Raw genomic sequence first — 20,435 nt, 5'->3', positions numbered from 1 at the left:
AATGAAGATCGGCGTGCCAGCCGAGGTCAAGAACCACGAGTACCGGGTCGCCGCCACCCCGGCGGGCGTGCACGAGCTCGTCCGCCACGGCCACGACGTCTACGTGCAGCGCGACGCGGGCCTCGGCTCGCAGATCCCCGACGAGGAGTACCTGTTCGCGGGCGCCAAGATCCTCGACAGTGCGGACGAGGTCTGGGGCGAGACCGACATGGTGCTCAAGGTGAAGGAGCCCATCGCCGAGGAGTACCACCGGATGCGCGAGGGGCAGGTCCTGTTCACCTACCTGCACCTCGCCGCGTCCCGTGCGTGCACCGACGCGCTGCTGGAACGCAAGGTCACCGCCATCGCCTACGAGACCGTGCAGGCGGGCGCCGCCCTGCCGCTGCTCGCCCCGATGTCGGAGGTCGCCGGGCGGCTCGCTCCGCAGGTGGGCGCGTACAACCTGATGCGCTTCAACGGCGGCCGCGGCGTGCTGCCCGGGGGAGTCCCCGGCGTCGCCCCCGCCAAGGTCGTCGTCATCGGCGGCGGCGTCTCCGGCCTCAACGCCGCGCAGATCGCGGTCGGCATGGGCGCCGAGGTCACCATCCTCGACGTCAACGTCGACCGGCTCCGGCAGATCGACGCCATCTACCAGGGCCGCCTGAAGACCATCGTCTCCACCCGGTACGCCATCGAGCAGGCCGTGGTCGAGGCCGACCTGGTCATCGGCGCCGTGCTGATCCCCGGCGCCAAGGCCCCGACCCTGGTCTCCAACGAGCTCGTCTCGCGCATGAAGGCGGGGTCGGTGCTGGTGGACATCGCCATCGACCAGGGCGGCTGCTTCGAGGACTCCCGGCCCACCACGCACGCCGAGCCCACGTACAAGGTGCACAACTCGGTCTTCTACTGCGTGGCCAACATGCCCGGCTCGGTGGCCAACACCTCGACCTACGCGCTCACCAACGCGACGCTGCCGTACGCGGTCAAGCTGGCCGACCTCGGCTGGCGCGAGGCCCTGCGCGCCGACCCGGCCCTCGCCCTCGGCCTCAACACCCACGCCGGCCGCCTCACCTACGCCCACGTCGCCGAGGCCCACAACCTCCCCCACGACCCGGTGACCGCCGTCCTCAACTAGCCGGACCAGAGTCACCAGCCGAACCGGCGCCACGCCCTCGCGGCCGGGCCGGCGATCGTCGGAGCTTCACCGCCGCCGGCGATCGTCCAAGCCGCACTGCCATCTGTGCGGGGCCGCGGGGGTGGCGCCGTTCTCGTGGTGTCACGGAGTGCCGGGCGGGTCCGACGGGTTAGCGTACTGGTCGGTGAGTTCCTGGCCGATTCTGGCCAGTTCGGTGCGGACCGATCGGGGCGCCACCACTTCGAGCATCGCGCCCCAGCCTGCCACTTGTTCGGCGATCGAACGGGCCATGTGCGCCGCCACGCGGACCCGGACCCGTCCGCCGGCCCGCTCATCCTCCTGGGCGACGACCTCGCAGTGCCGTCCGAAATGGGAGCGGAGCACCGGAAGGAACCGGGCGTCCACCAGCACCACGGCCGACACCAGGGATCGCCGCTGCTCCATCTCCGCCACCACGCGCGACCACTCCGCCGAGAGGTCGAAGTGCTCGGGCCGCTCCGCGGGCAGATCCGTGACGTCCGCGGACGCGATGCGGTCCAGGCGGAAGGTCCGCTGACCGGCTTCGGTGCCCGCGATGAGGTACCAGATCCCGTCCTTGTCGACCAGACCTAGGGGATCGACCAGGCGCTCCGTCGAGCGTCCTGCCTTGCCGGTGTACGCCAGCCGTACCTTGAGCCGGCGCACGACGGCGTTCCGCAGCGGTCGCAGGACGGCGGGCGGTTCACGGTCCGCCTCGCCCCAGTCCGCCGCGTCGGACACGACCGCACGGGACGCGGCCTCGGCGTCCGAGCGGAACGTGGCGGGCAGGGCGCGGATGAGCTTGCGCAGGGCGGAGGTCACCTCGGGCTCGGCCGAACTCGCCGGGCCCAGGAGCAGGAAGAGGGCCTGGGACTCGGCCGCGTTCAGCCCGGTCAGGTCCGTGCGGGCGCCACCGACCAGCGACCACCCTCCGCCGCGTCCCGGCTGCGGGTAGACCGGGATCCCGGCGGCGGACAGGGCCTCCAGGTCGCGGCGGGCGGTGGCCACGGAGATCTCCAGCCGCTCGGCCAGCTCCGCGGCCGTCACCCTGCCGCGCGCCTGCAGAAGCAGAAGAGCAGCCACCAGCCGGTCAGCGCGCATGTTCCCATCATGGCTCTAAAAGTGCTCAATCGGTGAGCACTTTGGCGGGGACGATGGTCACATGACCGCGAGAGAGGAAGCCGAAATGCTGCGAGGACTCACCACCGTCACGTTCTACTCGCCCGACTTCGAAGCCACCAAGCGCTGGTACACCGAGCTGTTCGGCATCGCGCCCTACATGGACACCTCCGCGTACATGGAGTGGCGCATCGGCGACTACGAGCACGAGTTCGGCGTCATCCACAGTTCCTACGCCGGCACCGAGCTGGCCAGGACCGCCGCCCCCGACACGATCGGACGAGCGGCGGGCGCCGTGGTGTTCTGGCACGTCGACGACGTCCCGGCCGCCCTGGAGAGACTGGTGGCGATGGGAGCCAAGGAGCACGATGCGCCGCGCGACCGCGGCACCGGCTTCATCACCGCCTCGGTGATCGACCCCTGGGGCAACGTCCTGGGCCTGATGTACAACCCCCACTACCTGAAGGTCCTGGGCTCAGCTTGAGCTTCAGCTCTTCACGCAAGCCGTACTCGGGCTCTTGAGGCGCGTAATCACTGGTCCGAGCGATAAATGTTCTCCGACTCCCGGTTCTCGCGCTCCCCGGTCCTCCGAGCCGCCTCCACCACTTATCGCCCGCCGCCTAGGCCCAGTTGAAGGCGCCGCGGCGGCGGGTCGTGGTACGGCGAATCCGGCGCCCCACTACGGCGCCAAGCGCACACAGCGTTTCCGAGTTTCCGAGTTTCCGTCACCGAGGGCGACAGCAGGGAGCCCCCCTCTACCACCACGCGGACCGCCCGCAGGACCTCTCCCGGCTCGGCGTCCCTGACCAGGAAGCCGCTGGCCCCCTCGCGCAGTGCGGTGAAGACGTACTCGTCGATCTCGAACGTGGTGAGCATGACCACGCGCGTCGCGGTCAGCGCGGGGTCGGTGGCGATGTCCCGAAGCGCCGTCAGGCCGTCGCCTCCGGGCATCTGGACGTCCATGAGCACCACGTCGGGGCGGAGCCGCCGGGCGAGCCGCAGAGCCTCATGCCCGTCGGCGGAGCGGTGTCGTCTGGGCCATGGAGGCGAGGAGGCGGAGCTTCTCGTCGCTCTCGCTGCCCTGGTCGGCGTAGTAGAGGACCAGGATCAGGTCGTCGACGGGAAGCTTGTCACGGTGCAGGCGCAACTCGCCGACGACGGGATGGTTCACGGTGGTGGTGCCGCCGTCGAGGCCGCGGACGTCGTGGCGCGCCCAGAGAGTCCGGAACCGCTCGCTCGACAGGGCGAGCTCTCCCACCAGCTCCACGAATCGCGGGTCGTCGATGTCGTCGCCGATGGACTTCCTGAAGGCGGCGACGAACCCTTCCGCCGAGCGCGCCCAGTCGTGCTGGAAGGCCTGCTCCTCGGGGTCGAGTATCAGCGACCGGAGACGGTTGTACCCGGGCTGGAGGCGTGGAGACAGCGCGACCGCGAGCCGGTTGGACGCGAGCACGTCGAACGCCCGCCCTTCCACGAACGCGGGCACCTGCACGCTCGCCAGTAGCTGGTGCAACCGCGCGGGCACCCGTTCGGGCTTCCTGCGCCGCCGCGGCCTCGGACGGGAGGCGGCCAGGCCGAGCAGGTACTCCTGTTCGAGCTCGTCAAGGTGCAGGACCCGCGCGAGTGATTCGAGGACCTGCGGCGAGGGGTTGTTGTCACGGCCGCGCTCCAGCCGCAGGTAGTAGTCGCCGCTGATGCCCGCGAGCATGGCGACCTCCTCACGGCGGAGCCCGGGAACGCGGCGATTGGCGCCCGCCGGAAGCCCGGCCTGCGCCGGAGTGACCAGCGCCCGGCGGGCACGGAGGTAGCTCCCGAGCAGGTTGGCGCGGTTGTCCTCGCTCATCTCAGCATCGTAGGTCAGGGCCTGGTCGGCTAAGGGGGCCCTGACAGGACCCTGGAAGACGGGGGCATCCCCTCCGTCCGGAGAACCGCACGACACTGAAGGCGTCGCCGCACAGGACAAGACCTCGGCGAGCCGGGGCGCGCTCGCGCGCAGACCACGACCGGTGTCCGGCGACATCATCGACCGCGCCCGACGGCCCGCCGCCGTCGGCGCCGTGGACAGGAGGAAACAATGGACATCACCGACCGCACCGTCTTCATCGCCGGCGCCACCTCGGGGATAGGCCTGGAGCTCGCGCGCCGCTTCGCCGCGGCCGGCAGCGCCGTCATCGTCGGCGGCCGGCGGACCGACCTGCTGGACCGGCTCGCGGACGAGGGGTTCGCCACCGTTCCCATCGACGTGACCGACGGGGCCGGCGTCGAGCGGGCCCGCGACGCCATCCTCGAGAGCCACCCGGACCTCGACACGATCGTGACGATGTCCGGGGTCATGATGACCGAGGACCTGCGCGATCCCGGGCACTTCGGCGCCACGGAGAAGACGATCGACACCAATCTCCTCGGCACCATCCGCGTCGTCGACGCCTTCACCCCGCATCTGATCGGGCGCGGCGCCGGCACCGTCATCACGGTCACCTCGGGCATCGCGTTCCTGCCGTTCCCGCCCATGCCGGCCTACGCCGCCTCCAAGGCCGGCGTCCACGCCTACTCCGAGGCGTTGCGGGCGCAACTGGACGGCACCGGCATCGAGGTCTGCGAGCTCGTCCCCCCGGCCGTCGCCACCATTCCGGAGCATGCACGGCGCAATCCCCGGGCGCTCGACCTGGCCGCGTTCGCCACCGAGGTGATGGACCTGCTCCGGGCCGACCCCACTCCGCGCGAGATCCTCGTCAAGGGCGTGCTGATGCACCGCTGGGCCGAGCGCGACGGCACCTACGACGAGTTGGTCGCCCAGCGGTCGCAGACACTCGCGATGCTCCCGGGCCGGCAGTGACCACGATGGCAGAGAAAGGAACGGCAATGAGCAAACTGGCACTGGTCACCGGCGCCACCTCCGGAATCGGCAGGGCCTTCGCCGAGCGGCTGGCGGCCGACGGCCACGACCTGCTGATCGTCGGCCGGCGCAAGGAGCGACTGGAAGAGTTCGCGGAGACCCACCCCGACGTCGGTGTCCGGGTGGTCCACGCCGACCTGTCCACCCCCGCGGGCATCGACGCGGTCGCCGGGATCTGCGCGACCGAACCGCTGACCATGCTCGTGAACAACGCCGGGGTCGCCCACTACATGCCGCTCGCCGAGCTCCCCGCGGACAAGGCGGCGGAACTCGTCAACGTCAAGATCCTCGCCCCCACGCTGCTCACCCGCGCCGTGGTCGCGGGCATGCAGGAGCGCGGCGAAGGCACGATCGTCAACGTGGCCGGCATGATCGCCTTCAGCGGCCCCGCCCCGCACTCCCAGATGCCCCGTCGCGCCGTCTACGGTGGGAGCCTGGCCTACCTCGTCGCGATGTCCCAGACCCTCGCCGCGGAACTCGAGGGCACGGGCGTCGCCGTCCAGGTCGTGTGCCCGGGCGTGGTGGCCACCGAGTTCCACGAGCGCCAGGGCCTCGACATGAGCGAGGTGCCCCGCATGACGGTCGAGGACGTGGTCACCGCGAGCCTGCGCGGCCTGGAACTGGGCGAGACCGTCTGCGCCCCGGGCGTCGAGAACGCCGCCCTGCTGGACGCCGTCTTCCAGGCCGACCTGGCCGCCTTCGCAGGCCAGAGCCCTCACCTCGCCACCCGCTACCGCGACACGAACGCCCTGCCCGGCGACTGACGTCACCGTTCGGGTGGAGAGGTCGTCAGCTGGGCTCCCACAGTTCGACCCGGTTGCCCTCGGGATCGGTGACCCAGCCGAAGCGGCCGACTCCCTCCATGTCCTCGGTCTCCTTGGCCACGTCCGCTCCCTTGGCGCGCAACTGCGCGAGCATCGCGTCCAGGTCGCGGACCCGGAAGTTGAGCATCGTCCGCTGGGCGCGGGAACCGAAGTACTCGGTGTCGGACTCGAAGGTCGCGAACACCGTCGCCCCCTCTTCCTGACGCCACAGGCCGTTCTCATCGGCGTCCAGTCCCAGGCAATCGCGATACCACGCGCCCAGAGCCGCGGGGTCGGCGGCCCGCATGAAGTATCCGCCGATTCCAAGCACACGTTCCATGGCGCCATCCTGCCAGGACCGCGTCGCCCGCTAGGCGCTTCGTCCCGATCGGGGAGGAACTCGGTACGGCGGGGGTCAGGTGAGGCCGAGGCGTTTGCGGAGTTGGCGGGAGGTGGCGAGGACGTGCTCGATCTCGGTGGGCGTGGGCCAGGGGGCGCGGCCCGGCCTCAGCAGGGTCATGCGCACCGAACTGAGGTGCTCCACCGCGCCGGCGTGCAGGCCGCTGCGCTCGGTCAGCCAGCCGACCACGTCCACCGGCTCGCGGAGGCGGCGGGTGAGCAGGTCCCAGGTGCCGAGGATCTCGGTGAGCTCGGACATGTGCAGGACGGTGCCGCCGCGCCTGCCCGCCGCCGCGACGGCGAGCTCGGCCCGGGCCACGAGTTCGGGCTCCACGGGACGGTCCCAGGTCTGCGCCGCCGGCGGAACGGGCGCCGCCGCATGGAAGCGGGAACCGGCGTGGCGGGCGTCCGGGTTCGTCACCCGCGACCGAGGAACGGACGGCCGCGTCCCAGGAGTGGACGGCTGAGTTCCAGGGGTGGATGGTCGGGTTCCAGGGGCGGACGGTCGGGCGTCGGCGGTGGAGGGTGGCGTCTCTGGGCCGGATGGCGACGGAGTCCCAGGAGATGGCGTGGATTCGCCGGTAGGGCCGGGGCGTGGCCATGGGGCGCTGGACGGGGGGTTCACCACGAGCCGGACGGTGTCGAGTTCCGCCGCCGCGCCCGGGTGGCCGTTGGCGGCGGCCTGGCGCAGCCAGTGCTCTCCTCCTCGCAGGTCGTTGTGCTCGGCGATGAGCAGCAGGCCGAAGTTGTAGGCGGCCTCGGCGTCTCCGCTCGCGGCGGCGCGGCCGAACCAGTGGCTCGCGGCGCGCGGGTCCTCCAGTTCGACGCACACGAAGCCGGCCATGCGCTGGTCCTCGACCCGGCCCAGGTGCGCCGCGCGCTCGAACCAGGCCCGCGCCGTGCGCAGGTCGCGCCGGGCCAGCGCGAGCCTGCCGAGCTGCGAAGCGGCTCCCGGGTGGTCCACCTTGGCGGCAAGGCGGTACAGGGCCTCGGCGCCCTCCGGGTCGCGGTCCGCGTGCAGCAGGCGTCCGAGGTAGTACGCGGCGTCGGAGTGCCCGCCGCGGGCCGCGTACTCCCACCACGCGCGGGCCTGGGCCTCCTCGCCGGAGGTGTAGTTCAGGAAGGCCAGGTCGTGGGCGGAGGCGAGGTCCCCGGCCGACGCGGCGCGGTGGTGCCAGTCGCGGGCCGCGATGGTGTCGCCGACGTCCTCGCACAGCAGGGCGAGCCTGCGCGCGGCCGGACGGGAGCCCGCTTCGGCGGCGGTCTCGAACCACATGCGGGCGCCGCGCACGTCGCCGCGCTGCTCGAGCAGCAGCGAGGCCAGGTTGACGGCCGCCTCGGCGTCGCCGGCCCCGGCGGCGATCTCGTACCAGGTGATCGCCTCGTCGAGGCTGCCGTGCTTCTCGTGCCAGATGCCGAGGTTGTAGGCGCTGTCGATGTTGCCCGCTCCGGCGGCCCGTTCCCACCAGTGGCGCGCCGCCGACCGGTCGCCGCGCTGGGCGTACAGGCGGCCGAGCCGGTGGGCCGCCATGGAGTCGCCCGCCTGGGCGGCGCTGAGCAGTTCGCCCTCGGTGCGCTCGGGGAGCGGCGGCTCGGACGCGCGGGGAACCGGCACGGCGGGCCACGTGACCGCCTCCGGTTCACCATGCCACCACGTCATGGGGGAAAGAGTCGCACGTGATCCAAAGAGATGGAACATAATCGACTGCTTCTTGCCGTCCGGCGGAACGTGTTTGACCCGCTAGCCTCCCTGGCCAGGATGTGGAGGGTTCCCGGGCGGGTTCGCCATGCCAGGTTTGTTTATGTTGATAATTCCGACATACATCCCCATCCCGCATACATAGCGGAGCGTTCCCGGATTCTGCGGCGCCAGCCGTACGGTGAACGCGCCGCTCTCAGGAAGCGTGAGGTCCCGGCCCTGGAGGGTGACCGACCGCGTGCATCCCCGGTTGCCGCGGGTGCGGAAGACGATCTCCGTCGGCCGCCCGGCATCGACGGCGGCGATGCCCGGACGGTACCCATGGTCGGTCGACCAGATGGTGAGCACCTGCGTGCCGTCCGCCCGGACCACCGCCCGCGCCGCCTCCGGCCCGCCCTGCCCGGCCCCCGAGACGGCGGAGACGGCGTTCCGGGCGGTGCCGGAGGCCGTCTCGGGGCCGCCGGCCGGTGGCCAGCCGCCCAGGCGCAGACCCGCGACGACCGTCGCCGCGCCCGCCACCAGCGCGCCCGCCGCCGCGACGGCCGCGAGCCTCCTCGCGGCCACCCGGCGGACCAGAAGCCCGAGGACGGCGAAGCCGGGTGCGGTTCCGGCGACGAACCCCGCCATGACGGCCGCTCCGCCGAGCCACGACCCGCTGGAGACGGCGACCGTCTCGGTGGTGAGCGTCACTCCGCAGGGGATGAGCACGGTCGCACCACCCAGTGACGCGGGCCGCGCCAGCGCCCGCCACCGCTTCGCCCGCTCCCACCGCCCGGACGGGCCGGCCTGCGCCTCCGGCACGCCCGCGCCGTCCGGGCAGGCCGGGCGACGGCGCTCGGGGCCGTCGAAGGGGGAAGCCGGAGAGCCGGCGCGGCGCGGAACCGGGCCCTCCGCGCAGTGCGGGTCGCCAGGACCCTCCGAGTGCGCGCCCGGGGATCCGGCGGGGCCGGCAGGAGACGGGCTCGTGGAGCAAGGGGGGCCGGGGCTCCGGCTGAGCGCGAGGCGGACGGCGTAGACGACGACCGCGATGCCGGCCCCCACCAGCAGCGCCGCGCGGACGGGCGGCGGGAGCCGTACGGCGTCCCCCAGCATGCCGAGCAGCGCGCCTGCCGCCGCGTGCGAGAGCAGCCGCCCTCCGATGAATGCCGGAACGACGCCGCGTCCGCCCCGCCCTCGGGCGAGGCCGATGAGGACGCCGCCCTGGACCGCCGTACAGGACGCGGTGCCGGCCACCAGACCGGCGGCGAGCCCGCCGGCGAACAGGGCCGCGGGCGTCACGCCCGTCCGGCCCGGGACGGCCTAGCCGGTCGCGGTGCGTTCGGCCGCACGCGGTCCTCCTCCGTAAGGGGTCACTAGCGGAAGGTAACCGATGATGGCGGTGACGAACAGTGACAGTGCGATAACCGTCCGACCGTGTCCTGCCGAGTCCAGGGGGTGGACGCGGGAGGCCTCCACCCTCGTGCGGTGCGCTCGGTGGGCGGACGCCCCGCCCCCCTGCGGTGCGCCGGGTGGGCGGGGCGTTCCGCGGGTGTCAGGTGGCGGCGCCCTTGAGTACCGACATGCGCTCGAAGTACTCCTCGTCGCTCAGCTCGCCCCGTGCGTACCGCTCGGCCAGGATCTTCTCGGCCGAGGTCGTCGGGGACGCCGCGGCGCGGGCCGCCCACGGGGGAGTGCCGCCCGCGAACGGCGTCCAGCCCCCCTTGCGCGACCGGAAGACCAGCACGACGAGCGTCACCCAGAACAGTCCCCAGAAGATCGGGATGATCGGCCACCACGGGCCGGGTCCCCAGTGTGCGTACGGCATCTGTCGCTCCTCGTTTCGTTCGGATGCCTCAACACTCCTCCGCGCTGCCTCGCGCGGCATCGCCCCGCGGGCGCGCCCCGCGCTACCGCGCCCGATGGCGCACCGTTCTCCGCCCTACCACCGGCGTCGTACGGCACCCGCTCACCCGCCTACCGCCGGCGTCGCAGGGCGCCGCCGGAGGGGGCGGGGATCAGATCCAGCCGGGTTTGACCAGGCCGGACTCGTAGGCGATGACGACGAGCTGGGCGCGGTCGCGGGCGGCGAGCTTCATCATGGCGCGGCTGACGTGGGTCTTGGCCGTGGCCGGCGCCATGTAGAGCTTGGCGGCGATCTCGTCGTTGGTCATCCCGGTGCCGACCAGCGTCAGCACCTCGCGCTCGCGCTCGGTGAGCTGGTCCAGGCCGGCCGTCGTCCTGGGCTCCTTGGCCCGCGAGGCGTACTCGGCGATCAGCCGCCGGGTGACGCTCGGCGACAGCAGCGCCTCGCCCGCCGCGACGACGCGGACGGCCTGGATCAGCTCGGCCGGCTCGGTGTCCTTGACCAGGAAGCCGCTGGCGCCACCGCGCAGGGCCTCGAACACGTACTCGTCCAGCTCGAAGGTCGTCAGGATGATGACCTTCACGGCCCCGGGCATCTTCCGCGTCGCGGTGAGCCCGTCCATGCCGGGCATGCGGATGTCCATCAGCACGACGTCGGGTTTGTGCCGCTCGGCGAGGCGGACGGCCTCCGCCCCGTCCGACGCCTCGGCGACCACGGTCATGCCTTCCTGGGCGTCGAGCAGGGCGCGGAAACCCGCGCGCACGAGGGCCTGGTCGTCCGCCAGCAGTATCTTGATCACTCGGTGTCCTCGGAGGGGTCGGTTTCCGCCGCCGGCGGGATGGGGAGCACGGCCTCGACGCGGAAGCCCTGCCCGTGCGGGCCTGCCGTCAGGGTGCCGCCAAGGGCGGTGGCGCGCTCGCGCATGCCCGGAATGCCGTTGCCGCCGCCCTCTCCGGCGAGCGCGCCGGGCGCGGTGGCGCCGCCGTCCTCGACCAGGACGGTGAGCCGGTCGTGGCCGTAGGCGAGCGTGACCGTCGCCGGGGCGCCGGGCGCGTGCTTGGTCACGTTGGTGAGCGACTCCTGGACGATGCGGTAGGCGGCGCGCTCGACGCCGGGCGGCAGCGGCCGGGGTGTGCCGGTGACGCGCTTGGTGACGTCGGGGCCGCTGCGCTCGATCAGCTCGTCGAGCTGGCTCAGGTCGGCGGTGGGCGCGCGCGGAGCGTCGTCGCGCAGGACGCCGAGCAGCGAGCGCATCTCGGTCAGCACGTCCTTGCTGGCCTGCTTGATGGTCGCGAGCGCCGTGCGGGCCTGCTCAGGGTGATCGTCGATCAGGTGCAGCGCGGTGGACGCCTGGACGTGGATGAGGGAGATGCTGTGCCCGAGCACGTCGTGCAGCTCCTGCGCCATGGACAGGCGTTCCTCGCTGGCCTGCCGCCTGGACTCCTCCTCGCTCACCCGTTCGCGCTCGGCGCGCTGGTCGCGGCGGGCGCGGACCACCTCGGCGACGGTGAGCACCACCAGGATGATGGCGCCCACGCTCGCGTGGTGGAACCACCCTTCCCTGTGGGGCAGCAGCCAGGTGGTGTAGGCGACGAAGAACAGCCAGACGGCGCCGCCGGCGAGGTAGGCGGCGCGCCGGTGCCCGAGCTGCACGGCATTGAAGATCGCGATGATCGGGCTGAGGAACACCGGCCCGTAGGAATAGCCCCTGTACACGTAGAAGGCGGTCAGCGCGACGATCGACCACAGTGTGAGCACCGGGTGGGCGCGGCGCGCGGACAGGGCCAGCGGCCCCAGCGAGAGCAGCAGGAAGCCGAGCGGGTCGAGCGGGACGCGGGTGAGCGGGTCGCCGGGGTGCACCTGGCCTCTCTGCGCGGCCATGGTGCCCCAGATCTGCGCCATGCCTGCCAGCAGGGGCAGCATGGGATCGACCCAATGGGGAGCTTTGGCGCGCACCCGTGAACGGTACGTCAACCCGCTGACCAGCGCATCCGCCCAGAGTGGCAGGGGTGTCTACCGTGCCCGGTGTACAGGTGGGGGCCGGGGGATCGTTGTTGACCCCGGTTGTGATGCTGTGAGTCAATGCTGGTGCGATCTAGGAATGAGGTCCGCCATGAGCCTTCGCCGCATGACCGTTCCCCTCGTCGGGGTCGCCGCCTCCCTCGCGCTCGTCGCCCCGCCCGGCGTCGCCGCGGCCTCGCCCGCGCTCGGCGGGCCCCCGCACGGGCAGCCGGCCGCCAAGGTCCCGGTGGCCGAGGGGTACGGCGGGGCCGTCTCGACCGTCGACCTGGACGCCAGCAAGGCCGCGCTGAGCGTGCTGAAGCGCGGCGGCAACGCGATGGACGCGGCGGTCGCCGCGGCGGCCACGCTCGGCGTCACCGAGCCGTACTCCGCCGGTCTGGCCGGCGGCGGGTTCCTGGTCTACTACGACGCCCGGCGCGGGAAGGTGATCTCGATCGACGGGCGCGAGAAGGCGCCCCAGGCGATGACCGAGACCTCCTTTCAGGAGAACGGCGCCGCCATCCCCTTCGCCGACGCCGTGACCAGCGGCCTTTCCGCGGGCGTGCCGGGCAGCGTGGCGCAGTGGGAGCTGGCCCTGCGCCGCTACGGCACCTTCTCCCTCAAGCAGGCGCTCCAGCCGGCCGTCGACGTGGCGTCGAACGGCTTCACCGTCGACCAGACGTTCTACGACCAGACGGCGCAGAACGCCGACCGCTTCGCCGCGTTCACCTCCACCGCCGCCCTGTACCTGCCGAACGGCGCCCCGCCGCCCGTGGGGTCGGTGTTCCGCAACCCCGACCTGGCCGCGACGTACCGCGAGCTGGGCCGGCGGGGCGGCGAGTGGCTGTACGGCGGCCGGCTCGGCGAGGAGGTCATCGCCACGGTCAAGAGGCCGCCGGTCAAGCCCGGGTCCACCCGGGTGGTGCGGCCGGGCCTGATGGAGCTGTCCGACCTTCGCGCCTACCGCGCCCTGGAGCGCCCGCCGACCAAGGTCGGCTACGGCCCGATGGAGGTCTACGGCATGGCGCCGCCGTCCTCCGGCGGCTCGACGGTCGGTGAGGCGCTGAAGATCCTCCAGGCGCTCCCCAAGGTCGGCCTGCACGAGTACCTCGAGGCGTCCCGGCTGGCCTTCGCCGACCGCAACAAGTTCGTGGGCGACCCCGCCTACGTCGACGTGCCGCTCAAGGAGCTGCTGTCCGACGGGTTCGCCAAGGAGCGCGCCTGCCTGATCGGGGACGTCGCGATGCCGAACCCGGCCGCTCCCGGCTCGCCCGACGGCTCCTACGCGGGCTGCCAGTTCGAGGGCACGGCCGTCCCCAACGGCGACCCGGCGCCCGCGAAGGGCGCCGAGGGGCAGGCCGAGAAGCCCGAGGGGCCCGAGACCACCCACCTGGCGGTCACCGACCGCTGGGGGAACGTGGCGGCCTACAACATCACGATCGAGCAGACCGGCGGCAACGGCATCGTCGTCCCCGGCCGCGGGTTCCTGCTCAACAACGAGCTGACCGACTTCACCTTCGGCCCGGCCCCCGGCGACCCGAACCTGCCGGCCCCCGGCAAGCGGCCCCGCTCGTCGATGGCGCCGACGATCGTGCTGAAGCACGGCAGGCCTCTGCTCGCGATCGGCTCGCCGGGCGGCGCGACGATCATCACGACGGTGCTGCAGATCCTCGTCAACCGGTACGAGTTCGGCATGTCGCTGCCGGACGCGGTCGCCGCGCCGAGGGCGAGCCAGCGCAACGCCGCCGCGACGCAGGCCGAGCAGGCGTTCATCGACCGCTACGGGGCCGAGCTGACCGCTCGCGGCCACACCCTCACGCTTGTTCCCGGGCCGCCGGTGGGAGAGATCGGCGCGGCCACCGGCCTTGAGTTCCTCGGCAAAGGCAAGGTCCAGGCGGTCGCCGAGCCGTCCCGCAGGGGCGGAGGCAGCGCGCTGGTGGTCACCCCCGCCCGGCCCTGACGGCCCTGACCCGCACGATCCGCCGGCCGGGTCGCGCGGGTCAGCCGATCAGCTCGAAGTCGCCGGGCTTCACGGCGCGGGTGCGCGCCCAGAACTCGAAGGTGAAGCCCGGCCAGATCGCGCGGTTGATGCCCTTGCCGTCCAGGTACCAGCTCGTGCAGCCGCCCTCGGACCAGACCAGGCGCCGCAGCCGCCGCTGGAGCCGCTCGTTGTAGGCGCGCTCGGCCGAGGGCCGCACGTCCAGAGCCCTCGCGCGGGTCGCCGAGAGCAGGCGCAGGCACGACATGACGAGGCGCACCTGAGCCTCGATCATGAAGACGACCGAGGTGTGGCCGAGACCGGTGTTCGGGCCGAGCAGCATGAACAGGTTGGGGAAGCCGGCGGTGAGGGTGCCCAGGTAGGCCCGGATGCCGTCCCGCCAGGCGTCCTGGAGCTTCAGTCCGTCCCTGCCGATGATGGGGTGCTGGGCCAGCGACTCGGCGACCTTGAACCCGGTGCCGTAGATGATCACGTCGACGGGGTGCTCGCGCCCGGTGGCGTCGACGACCGAGTGGTCGCGGATCTCGGTGATGCGGTCGGTGACCAGCTCGACGTTGTCGCGGCAGAGCGCCGGGTAGTAGTCACTGGCCAGCAGGATGCGCTTGCAGCCGATCGTGTAGCCGGGCGTCAGCCTGGCCCGTAGCTCGGGGTCGGGCACCTGGGAGGCGAGGTGCCGCCGGGCGACGGCCTCGTGGACCTTCATCAGGCGAGGGTCGACGGCGAACCCGAGGGCACGGGTCTCCAGCAGCCAGTAGACGCCGTCGCGCAGCGCGCGGTCGGCCGGCGGGAACCTGCGAAGCGTGCGCCTGGTCCGCTCGGTCAGCGGGATGTCCGGTTTGGGCTGGATCCACGGCGCCGTCCGCTGGAAGACGCTCAGCTTCTCCACCACGGGGGCGATCTGGGGGATGAACTGGACCGAGGAGGCTCCGGTGCCGACGACCGCGACGCGCTTGCCGGTCAGGTCCACCGAGTGGTCCCATCGGGCCGAGTGGAAGGCCGGTCCGGCGAACGACGCGCGCCCGGGGATCTCGGGCACGGAGGGGACGTGCAGCCCGCCCATGCCGGCGACGACCGCGTTCGTCGTGAAGGTCCCGCCGTCCTCGGTGCTCACCAGCCAGCGGCGCTCGCGGTCCTGGTACTCCAGCGCGGCGACCTTGGTGCCGAGGCGGAGGTGCGGCGCGAGCCCGTACTTCTCCGCGCATGCCCGCAGGTAGTCCCAGATCTCCCCCTGCGGGGCGAACAGGCGGGTCCATTCGGGGTTCAGGTCGAAGGAGAAGGAGTACATGGGGGAGGGGACGTCGCAGGCGCAGCCGGGGTAGGTGTTGTCCCGCCAGGTGCCGCCGAGCTCGGAGTCCTTCTCCAGGACGACGAAGTCGTGGTAGCCGGCCTGCTTCAGCTTGATCGCCATGCACAGCCCGGCGAAGCCGGCGCCGATGATGGTGATGCCGGGGCTCTTGGCCGCCGTGCCGTCGGCGTTGGCGGGGCCTGTGGCTGCCATGCCGTCTCCCTACCCGGTATTGGATGAGCCATCCAATTGAAGCGCGGCCCGGGACGCGCCGTCCATCGTTTCACGGTGGTCCGATCCACGATACGGGCTGCCGTGCCGTGCCCTCGCGGGCCCTCGCGGCTCTCGGGGGACCGCACGAGACCCTCGCTCGGGGCCCTCGCGGGCTCTCGCGGGCATGGTGAAAGCGCCGACGGCGGTCGCCGACGGCGCGAGGCACCTGTCAGGTGGTCACTTCACGAGCAGGAAGACCACCACGGCGATCACGATGACGGCGGCCACGGCCGCCACGATGGGGACCAGGCGGGACCGCTGCGGCGCGGCGGCCTCCGGCTCCTGGCGCTGGGCGAAGGCCTTGAACTGCTGGGTGTTACCAGCAGGATCAATCTGAGGTTCCGACATGGAAGGAACTTTAGCCATCCCCAGCATGGCTTGACGCCCTTTATGCCAGTTAGGAGTCAGTCCAAGGGTGGGAGGCCCGACCGGCGGGCGGGACCGCGGGCCCGGACGGATAGCGTGGTGGCATGCTGCGGACGCTGCTGTCGCCCCGCCTCGTGGGCCTGCACCTGGTCACGATCGTGCTGGTCGTCGCGTTCGCCTTCCTCGGCCGCTGGCAGCTCGGGGTGTTCGAGGAGTCCGGGCGGCCGCACGCCGTCGCCGACCCGGCGCCGGTCGCGCTGACCACGCTGGTGCCCCCCGGCGGGCGCATGCCCGCCGCGGCCGGAGGCCGCCGGGTCGCCGCCCAGGGCGCCTACGACTCCTCGCGCCAACTGCTGGTGGCCGAACGCGCGCCCACCGTCGAGACCGGCGGCGGCGCGGCGACCGGCGGGGACGACGGCTACTGGCTGCTCACGCCGCTCACGCTGGCCGACGGGACGGTGATCCCGGTCGTCCGCGGCTGGGTGCCCTCTCCCACCGACCCCGCGACGGCCGTCCCGGACGGCGCGGTGACCGTGACCGGGCGCGTCCTGCCGCCCGAGCCGACCGACTTCGCCCGGCGGCGGACGGCCCCGCTGCCTGCTGGGCAGGTGGCCACGGTCTCCACGGCCGAGCTGGTCAACCTCTGGCGGGGCGTCCGGCTGCGGGACGGATTCGTGGTGGCCACCGACCAGACGGGGGCCGTGCCGCGGGCCGGCTCGGCCGTGCGGGCGGTGGCCGTGCCGCCGCCCACCGAGAGCGGCGGCTTCACCTGGCGCAACCTCGCCTACGCCGCCCAGTGGTGGATCTTCGCGGGGTTCGCGGTGCTCATGTGGTTCCACTTCGTCCGCGACACGGTGCGCGCGGCCCGCCCCGGACACGCCGCCGGCGGCGAGGAGGATGACGGCGAAGGCGGCTCCGGCGAGGACGGCCCGGACGCCGCCGGACCGGAGGATGTCGCGGCGGCCGGACGGGAGGATGTCGCGGCGGCCGGACGGGAGCACGGCGCGGCGGCGGAAACCGCGGGTGCTCCGGCCGCGGGCGCTCGGGCCGCGGGCACGTCCCCGCGGGAGTGACCGCCCTCCCCCCGGGATATCGTGTGGTGACCGCTCAGCTAGCGAGGTAATGATCGTCGTGGAATCCGCGCTCAAACCGTTCCGGGTGTTGGCCTACATCGTCGGCTGCATGCTGCTCGTCCTGGTGGCGGCCATGGTCGTGAAGTACGGCTTCGACAACGCCACCCCCGTCGCCGTCGTCGGCCCCGTGCACGGCTTCGTCTACGCGGTGTACCTGCTGACCGCGCTCAACCTCGGGCTGAAGGCCCGCTGGTCGTGGCCGTACACCCTGGGCGTGCTGCTCGCCGGCACCATCCCGTTCCTGTCGTTCGTGATCGAGCGCAAGGTGACCGAGCGGGTGCGGCGGCAGCTGGCGGTCGCGGCGGCGTGAGCGCCATCGCGTGACAGGACGGAGCGCCCGTCCGGTCACGCGGCGCGGCCGGACCGGGCGGATGCCGCCGGGCCGCGGCCCTGGCCGGGGTGCTCCCCGGTGGGTCAGCCGCCGATCTGGCGCCTGCGGATGCGGCGCAGCCGGGCACGCTGGGACTCGTCCAGCATGAAGTAGGCCGCCACCGGGCCGCCCAGCAGGACGATCACCAGGATCCAGGCCACCAGCGAAGGCAGCAGGAGAAGGGCGAGGATCGAGGCGATCGCCGCGCCCACGTAGTACTTCGACAGTGGCGACATTGCCGGGCCTTTCTGTTCGCCGGACGGGGGAGGTCCCCACCGCCCATTCTGCGTCGTCACCTCAACGAGCGGCCGCCGGGGCGGAGTTCCGCCGGGCACCGCCGGCGAGGGGCCGTGGCGTGTCGCGGTCCCGGCCGCGGGAGTCGCCGGAGGAGCCGGGGCGCGGTCGTGAGGGCCACCGGAGGAGCCGGGGCGCGATCGTGAGAGCGAGCCGGGGCGTGGTCGTGAGGGCCGCCGGGGTCGCGTGGCCGGCAGAGCCTTCGGCGTCGTGGCGTCAGGTGCGGGCTTGTCGTGGCGTCAGTCGGCGAGGGCTTTCAGCGTGGCCTCGCCGCACGGGTCGCTCTCGGTGCTGACCGGGACGAGCGCCACCTCGTCCACACCCGCTTCCTCGTAGGCGTCGAGGCGGTCCATGATCTCCACAGAGTCGCCGATGAGGGCGACCGCCTCCAGCATGCCGTCGGGGATGGCGGCCAGCAGCGCGCGCGGGTGAGGTTCGGTGCGGGCGTAGGCGACGACGTCCTCGAAACCCGCCTGGGCGAACATCTCGCGGTAGCCCGGCGCGTACAGATAGGGCACCAGGGCGCGCCGGATCTGCTCGATGGCGGCCTGGTCGGGGTCCACGGCGGCGGCGACCCAGGCGGCGACCCTGGTCGTGGGGGAGAGCAGCCGCAGGTCGGTGATCAGGCGGGCGGCCGAGGCCGGCGTGAGCAGGTTGAGCACCATGCGGTCGGCCAGCGCGGCGGCCCCCACGGCGGCCGGGCCGAAGGCCGCGACGCTGATCGTCGAGCGCGGGGCCGCGAGCCGCAGACGGTACCCCCGACTGGCGACGTGCGCGCCGGAGAAGTCGGACCTCTCGCCGTCGAGCAGCGGCCGGAGCGCCTGGACGGCCTCGCGGAGCGCCGCCGCGGAGCCGGACCGGGACCTGCCGTGCCACTCTTCCACGACCACGGGTGTGGAGGTGCCGAGCGCGACGCCCACCGGCCTGCCGGTGAGGTCGGCGACGGAGGCGGCGCCCATCGCGATCATCATGGGGTCGCGCACGTTCACCGCCAGCGGGCCGACGGTGAGCGCGGCCCGCCGCGTGCGCGCGCCGATCGCCGTGGCCAGGGCGAAGGCGTCGTAGGTCGCCATTTCCCCCACCCATATCTCCGGATAGCCGTGCTCGTCCGCGATCTGCGCGGTGAGCACCGCCTCGCCGGCCGGGCGATCCTGCCATAGCCCGACGGAGACGCTGAGCCTCATGTGTAACGCTCCTGCCATCGCCCGGGGGAGCCGCGACGCCTCGCACGGCACGCCCCCGCCACCGTCCTTGCGAGGCGTTCAGTCAACCCCATGAAAGACCGGCCCCACCACTGTCGTGCTGGAGGCGTCATCAGTCGGTTATGGGGCCGAATCATCGGAGCTGTCCGGCTCCGTGGCGGTGGTGCGGACGTGGGAGGGAACGGCTCGTGGGACGAGGTGGACGGGTGTCCGCCGGGCCCTGTCCGCCCCGCCTCGTCCGCGACCGTCGCCATCGCGGCCGTCGCCATCGCGATCGGCTCCACCGCCATTCTTGGAAACTACGATGAAAAAAGTCAGCTCGCAATCTCACTCGATCGGCGGCCCGATGGGAGAGCCGGTGAATGTGACTTAGAGTTGACGCGGTGAACACCAAGGAGTTATCGGTCGCGGCCGGAGTTCATTCGGCCGAGATCGACCAGAAAGTCGCACAACATCCCGCATCTAGGGTGAATATCACCCAAAAGGGATACCATCCCGAAAATCCGCTGCCCTGGCCCGCGGCCCTGCACGCCGAGGCCGATGGCGCGGACACCGATCTCAGTGCCTTCGGCCGTGCCCTGGGCATGCTCGGCGACCGCTGGGTGCTGCTCATCATCCAGCGCGCCTTCCTGCTGCACGTGCGCACCTTCGCCGGGTGGCGCGACGAGCTCGGCATCTCCGAGTCCGTGCTCGCCACGCGCCTGAAGGAACTGGTCGGCCACGGCATCCTCGCCCCCGTCGCCTACCGCGACGGCCGAACCCGCTACGAGTACCGGCTGACCGGCGCGGGCCTGCGCCTGTGGTCCTTCCTGCTCGCCATCCACGGCTGGGAACGCGACTGGGCCGACGGCCCCAACCTGCTCGGCCCGACCCATGACATCTGCGGCCAGGACGCCCGTCCCTACCTGGCGTGCGGGGCCTGCCGGCGTCCGGTCGGCGCCCGCGACACCGCGACCGAGCTGGGGCCGCGCGCCTCGTTCGTCCGCATCGGCCTGCCGCGTCACCATCGCCGCACCCTGCGGGGCGGCGACCACGTCGGTTACTGCCCGCACTCGATGGAGATCCTCGGCGACCGGTGGAGCACGGCGGTCCTGGCCGCCGCGCTGCTCGGCGTCAAACGGTTCGTCGACTTCCAGAGCCGGCTCGGCATCGCGCCCTCGGTGCTCACCGAGCGGCTCAAGCGGTTCGTCGAGGTCGGAGTGCTCACGGCCGACTCCTGCCGCCTCTACCGGCTCACCGAGAAGGGGCTGGCCTTCTTCGAGGTCTTCGCCTTCCTCGCCGAGTGGGCGCAGCGCGAGCTGCCGGTCCCCGAGGACGCCCGGCTGGTCATCACCCACAGATACTGCGGCGAGGTCCTGACGCCGGTGCTGGTCTGCCTCGCGTGCGACGGCGTGCTGGAGCGCAGGCGCATCCACTTCGACCTGACGGGGTACGTGCCGCCCGCGCGACGCGAGCATCCCCGCCGTGACCGGCCACCGCCCGCGCCCCCGGAGCCGTACCCCGTCGCGGGGCACGTGAGCTGAAAGATTCAGCCGGCTCACAGGCTCGTCCGAGGTCGGTGAACGGGCGAGGGCGGTGTCGTTGACAGGCGGTGGTCAAGCGGACGACCATCGGCGATCGA

The 20,435-nt window shown here is 72.5% G+C and carries 20 protein-coding genes and 1 pseudogene; 8 read left to right on the top strand and 13 right to left on the bottom strand.

The genetic code is table 11. From position 1 onward, the window contains the following. Nucleotide 1: 1 nt before the first annotated feature. Nucleotides 2-1,114 (top strand): alanine dehydrogenase, encoded by a 1,113-nt coding sequence (gene ald / locus ACFQSB_RS28925; RefSeq protein WP_380830038.1) that lies wholly within the window; start codon nt 2-4, stop codon nt 1,112-1,114. Nucleotides 1,115-1,255: 141 nt separating this feature from the next. Here ald and ACFQSB_RS28920 read toward each other — a convergent pair whose 3' ends face one another. Beyond that, nucleotides 1,256-2,233, bottom strand: a complete 978-nt coding sequence (locus ACFQSB_RS28920) for a helix-turn-helix transcriptional regulator (RefSeq protein ID WP_380830037.1) — start codon at nt 2,231-2,233, stop codon at nt 1,256-1,258. A gap of 61 nt (nt 2,234-2,294) precedes the next feature. Here ACFQSB_RS28920 and ACFQSB_RS28915 point away from each other — a divergent pair, with 61 nt between their 5' ends. Further along, a complete protein-coding gene (locus ACFQSB_RS28915) occupies nt 2,295-2,735 on the top strand; it encodes a VOC family protein (RefSeq protein WP_380830036.1) in 441 nt (146 codons plus the stop codon). Nucleotides 2,736-2,974: 239 nt separating this feature from the next. Here ACFQSB_RS28915 and ACFQSB_RS28910 read toward each other — a convergent pair. Continuing rightward, nucleotides 2,975-3,274, bottom strand: a pseudogene (locus tag ACFQSB_RS28910) (response regulator); the annotation flags it as partial. Next, nucleotides 3,258-4,094 (bottom strand): helix-turn-helix domain-containing protein, encoded by an 837-nt coding sequence (locus ACFQSB_RS28905; protein WP_380830035.1) that lies wholly within the window; start codon nt 4,092-4,094, stop codon nt 3,258-3,260. The gene ACFQSB_RS28905 and the pseudogene ACFQSB_RS28910, both read right to left, overlap by 17 nt. 231 nt (nt 4,095-4,325) lie before the next feature. Between ACFQSB_RS28905 and ACFQSB_RS28900 the strand changes: the two genes are divergently transcribed. Together ACFQSB_RS28900 and ACFQSB_RS28895 are read left to right on the top strand one after the other, a co-directional pair. Further along, a complete protein-coding gene (locus tag ACFQSB_RS28900) occupies nt 4,326-5,087 on the top strand; it encodes an SDR family oxidoreductase (RefSeq protein ID WP_380830034.1) in 762 nt (253 codons plus the stop codon). A gap of 26 nt (nt 5,088-5,113) precedes the next feature. After that, complete coding sequence (locus ACFQSB_RS28895) at nt 5,114-5,911, top strand: SDR family NAD(P)-dependent oxidoreductase (RefSeq protein ID WP_380830033.1); 798 nt, start codon at nt 5,114-5,116, stop codon at nt 5,909-5,911. A gap of 25 nt (nt 5,912-5,936) precedes the next feature. Here the strand turns inward: ACFQSB_RS28895 and ACFQSB_RS28890 are convergent, their stop codons facing one another. The 6 genes from ACFQSB_RS28890 to ACFQSB_RS28865 all read right to left on the bottom strand — a co-directional run bounded on the left by ACFQSB_RS28890 (nt 5,937) and on the right by ACFQSB_RS28865 (nt 11,847). Further along, the gene (locus ACFQSB_RS28890; RefSeq protein WP_380830032.1) at nt 5,937-6,290 is read right to left on the bottom strand and encodes a VOC family protein; all 354 of its coding nucleotides are present in this window, start codon (nt 6,288-6,290) and stop codon (nt 5,937-5,939) included. 75 nt (nt 6,291-6,365) lie between these two features. After that, nucleotides 6,366-8,009, bottom strand: a complete 1,644-nt coding sequence (locus ACFQSB_RS28885; RefSeq protein WP_380830031.1) for a tetratricopeptide repeat protein — start codon at nt 8,007-8,009, stop codon at nt 6,366-6,368. Between the two features lie 81 nt (nt 8,010-8,090). Next, nucleotides 8,091-9,326: a sulfite exporter TauE/SafE family protein gene (locus tag ACFQSB_RS28880; RefSeq protein WP_380830030.1), complete on the bottom strand. Its 1,236-nt coding sequence runs from the start codon at nt 9,324-9,326 to the stop codon at nt 8,091-8,093. 253 nt (nt 9,327-9,579) lie between these two features. After that, the gene (locus tag ACFQSB_RS28875; protein WP_354836661.1) at nt 9,580-9,852 is read right to left on the bottom strand and encodes an SHOCT domain-containing protein; all 273 of its coding nucleotides are present in this window, start codon (nt 9,850-9,852) and stop codon (nt 9,580-9,582) included. 190 nt (nt 9,853-10,042) lie between these two features. Beyond that, the gene (locus ACFQSB_RS28870; protein WP_354836658.1) at nt 10,043-10,690 is read right to left on the bottom strand and encodes a response regulator transcription factor; all 648 of its coding nucleotides are present in this window, start codon (nt 10,688-10,690) and stop codon (nt 10,043-10,045) included. Next, nucleotides 10,687-11,847: a sensor histidine kinase gene (locus ACFQSB_RS28865; RefSeq protein WP_380830029.1), complete on the bottom strand. Its 1,161-nt coding sequence runs from the start codon at nt 11,845-11,847 to the stop codon at nt 10,687-10,689. The genes ACFQSB_RS28870 and ACFQSB_RS28865 overlap by 4 nt, the downstream gene beginning before the upstream one ends. Before the next feature lie 172 nt (nt 11,848-12,019). On the opposite strand from ACFQSB_RS28865, the gene ggt reads away from it, so the two are divergent. After that, nucleotides 12,020-13,852, top strand: coding sequence for a gamma-glutamyltransferase (gene ggt, locus ACFQSB_RS28860; RefSeq protein ID WP_380830028.1), 1,833 nt, complete (start codon nt 12,020-12,022; stop codon nt 13,850-13,852). A gap of 40 nt (nt 13,853-13,892) precedes the next feature. On the opposite strand, the gene ACFQSB_RS28855 is transcribed toward ggt, so the two are convergent. Together ACFQSB_RS28855 and ACFQSB_RS28850 are read right to left on the bottom strand one after the other, a co-directional pair. After that, a complete protein-coding gene (locus tag ACFQSB_RS28855) occupies nt 13,893-15,389 on the bottom strand; it encodes a flavin-containing monooxygenase (RefSeq protein WP_380830026.1) in 1,497 nt (498 codons plus the stop codon). A gap of 237 nt (nt 15,390-15,626) precedes the next feature. Beyond that, complete coding sequence (locus ACFQSB_RS28850; protein ID WP_354836650.1) at nt 15,627-15,797, bottom strand: hypothetical protein; 171 nt, start codon at nt 15,795-15,797, stop codon at nt 15,627-15,629. 122 nt (nt 15,798-15,919) lie between these two features. Here ACFQSB_RS28850 and ACFQSB_RS28845 point away from each other — a divergent pair, with 122 nt between their 5' ends. Together ACFQSB_RS28845 and ACFQSB_RS28840 are read left to right on the top strand one after the other, a co-directional pair. Then, nucleotides 15,920-16,888 carry an SURF1 family protein gene (locus tag ACFQSB_RS28845; RefSeq protein WP_380830025.1) on the top strand — a complete coding sequence of 323 codons (969 nt, stop codon included), beginning with the start codon at nt 15,920-15,922 and terminating at the stop codon, nt 16,886-16,888. Between the two features lie 49 nt (nt 16,889-16,937). Then, the gene (locus tag ACFQSB_RS28840) at nt 16,938-17,258 is read left to right on the top strand and encodes a DUF3817 domain-containing protein (protein WP_354836646.1); all 321 of its coding nucleotides are present in this window, start codon (nt 16,938-16,940) and stop codon (nt 17,256-17,258) included. Between the two features lie 104 nt (nt 17,259-17,362). Here ACFQSB_RS28840 and ACFQSB_RS28835 read toward each other — a convergent pair whose 3' ends face one another. After that, entirely contained in the window at nt 17,363-17,554 is a 192-nt protein-coding gene (locus ACFQSB_RS28835; RefSeq protein ID WP_354916164.1) for a hypothetical protein, read from the bottom strand. A gap of 297 nt (nt 17,555-17,851) precedes the next feature. Further along, nucleotides 17,852-18,796, bottom strand: coding sequence for an LLM class F420-dependent oxidoreductase (locus ACFQSB_RS28830; protein WP_354836642.1), 945 nt, complete (start codon nt 18,794-18,796; stop codon nt 17,852-17,854). Nucleotides 18,797-19,281: 485 nt separating this feature from the next. Between ACFQSB_RS28830 and ACFQSB_RS28825 the strand changes: the two genes are divergently transcribed. Then, nucleotides 19,282-20,337 (top strand): winged helix-turn-helix transcriptional regulator, encoded by a 1,056-nt coding sequence (locus tag ACFQSB_RS28825; protein WP_380830024.1) that lies wholly within the window; start codon nt 19,282-19,284, stop codon nt 20,335-20,337. The last annotated feature ends 98 nt before the right edge of the window (nt 20,338-20,435 follow it).

It is taken from the genome of Sphaerisporangium rhizosphaerae, assembly GCF_042665155.1.
Taxonomy (GTDB): domain Bacteria; phylum Actinomycetota; class Actinomycetes; order Streptosporangiales; family Streptosporangiaceae; genus Sphaerisporangium; species Sphaerisporangium rhizosphaerae.
The sequence above is the reverse complement of the archived record's forward strand: the minus strand, read 5'-3'. Positions and strand labels throughout refer to the sequence as shown.

Coding starts and splice junctions, on each gene's coding strand:
- ald (WP_380830038.1), top strand. CDS start 2: ATGAAGATCGGCGTGCCAGCCGAGGTCAAGAACCACGAGTACCGGGTC.
- ACFQSB_RS28920 (WP_380830037.1), bottom strand. CDS start 2,233: ATGCGCGCTGACCGGCTGGTGGCTGCTCTTCTGCTTCTGCAGGCGCGC.
- ACFQSB_RS28915 (WP_380830036.1), top strand. CDS start 2,295: ATGACCGCGAGAGAGGAAGCCGAAATGCTGCGAGGACTCACCACCGTC.
- ACFQSB_RS28905 (WP_380830035.1), bottom strand. CDS start 4,094: ATGAGCGAGGACAACCGCGCCAACCTGCTCGGGAGCTACCTCCGTGCC.
- ACFQSB_RS28900 (WP_380830034.1), top strand. CDS start 4,326: ATGGACATCACCGACCGCACCGTCTTCATCGCCGGCGCCACCTCGGGG.
- ACFQSB_RS28895 (WP_380830033.1), top strand. CDS start 5,114: ATGAGCAAACTGGCACTGGTCACCGGCGCCACCTCCGGAATCGGCAGG.
- ACFQSB_RS28890 (WP_380830032.1), bottom strand. CDS start 6,290: ATGGAACGTGTGCTTGGAATCGGCGGATACTTCATGCGGGCCGCCGAC.
- ACFQSB_RS28885 (WP_380830031.1), bottom strand. CDS start 8,009: ATGACGTGGTGGCATGGTGAACCGGAGGCGGTCACGTGGCCCGCCGTG.
- ACFQSB_RS28875 (WP_354836661.1), bottom strand. CDS start 9,852: ATGCCGTACGCACACTGGGGACCCGGCCCGTGGTGGCCGATCATCCCG.
- ggt (WP_380830028.1), top strand. CDS start 12,020: ATGACCGTTCCCCTCGTCGGGGTCGCCGCCTCCCTCGCGCTCGTCGCC.
- ACFQSB_RS28855 (WP_380830026.1), bottom strand. CDS start 15,389: ATGGCAGCCACAGGCCCCGCCAACGCCGACGGCACGGCGGCCAAGAGC.
- ACFQSB_RS28850 (WP_354836650.1), bottom strand. CDS start 15,797: ATGTCGGAACCTCAGATTGATCCTGCTGGTAACACCCAGCAGTTCAAG.
- ACFQSB_RS28845 (WP_380830025.1), top strand. CDS start 15,920: ATGCTGCGGACGCTGCTGTCGCCCCGCCTCGTGGGCCTGCACCTGGTC.
- ACFQSB_RS28840 (WP_354836646.1), top strand. CDS start 16,938: ATGATCGTCGTGGAATCCGCGCTCAAACCGTTCCGGGTGTTGGCCTAC.
- ACFQSB_RS28835 (WP_354916164.1), bottom strand. CDS start 17,554: ATGTCGCCACTGTCGAAGTACTACGTGGGCGCGGCGATCGCCTCGATC.
- ACFQSB_RS28830 (WP_354836642.1), bottom strand. CDS start 18,796: ATGAGGCTCAGCGTCTCCGTCGGGCTATGGCAGGATCGCCCGGCCGGC.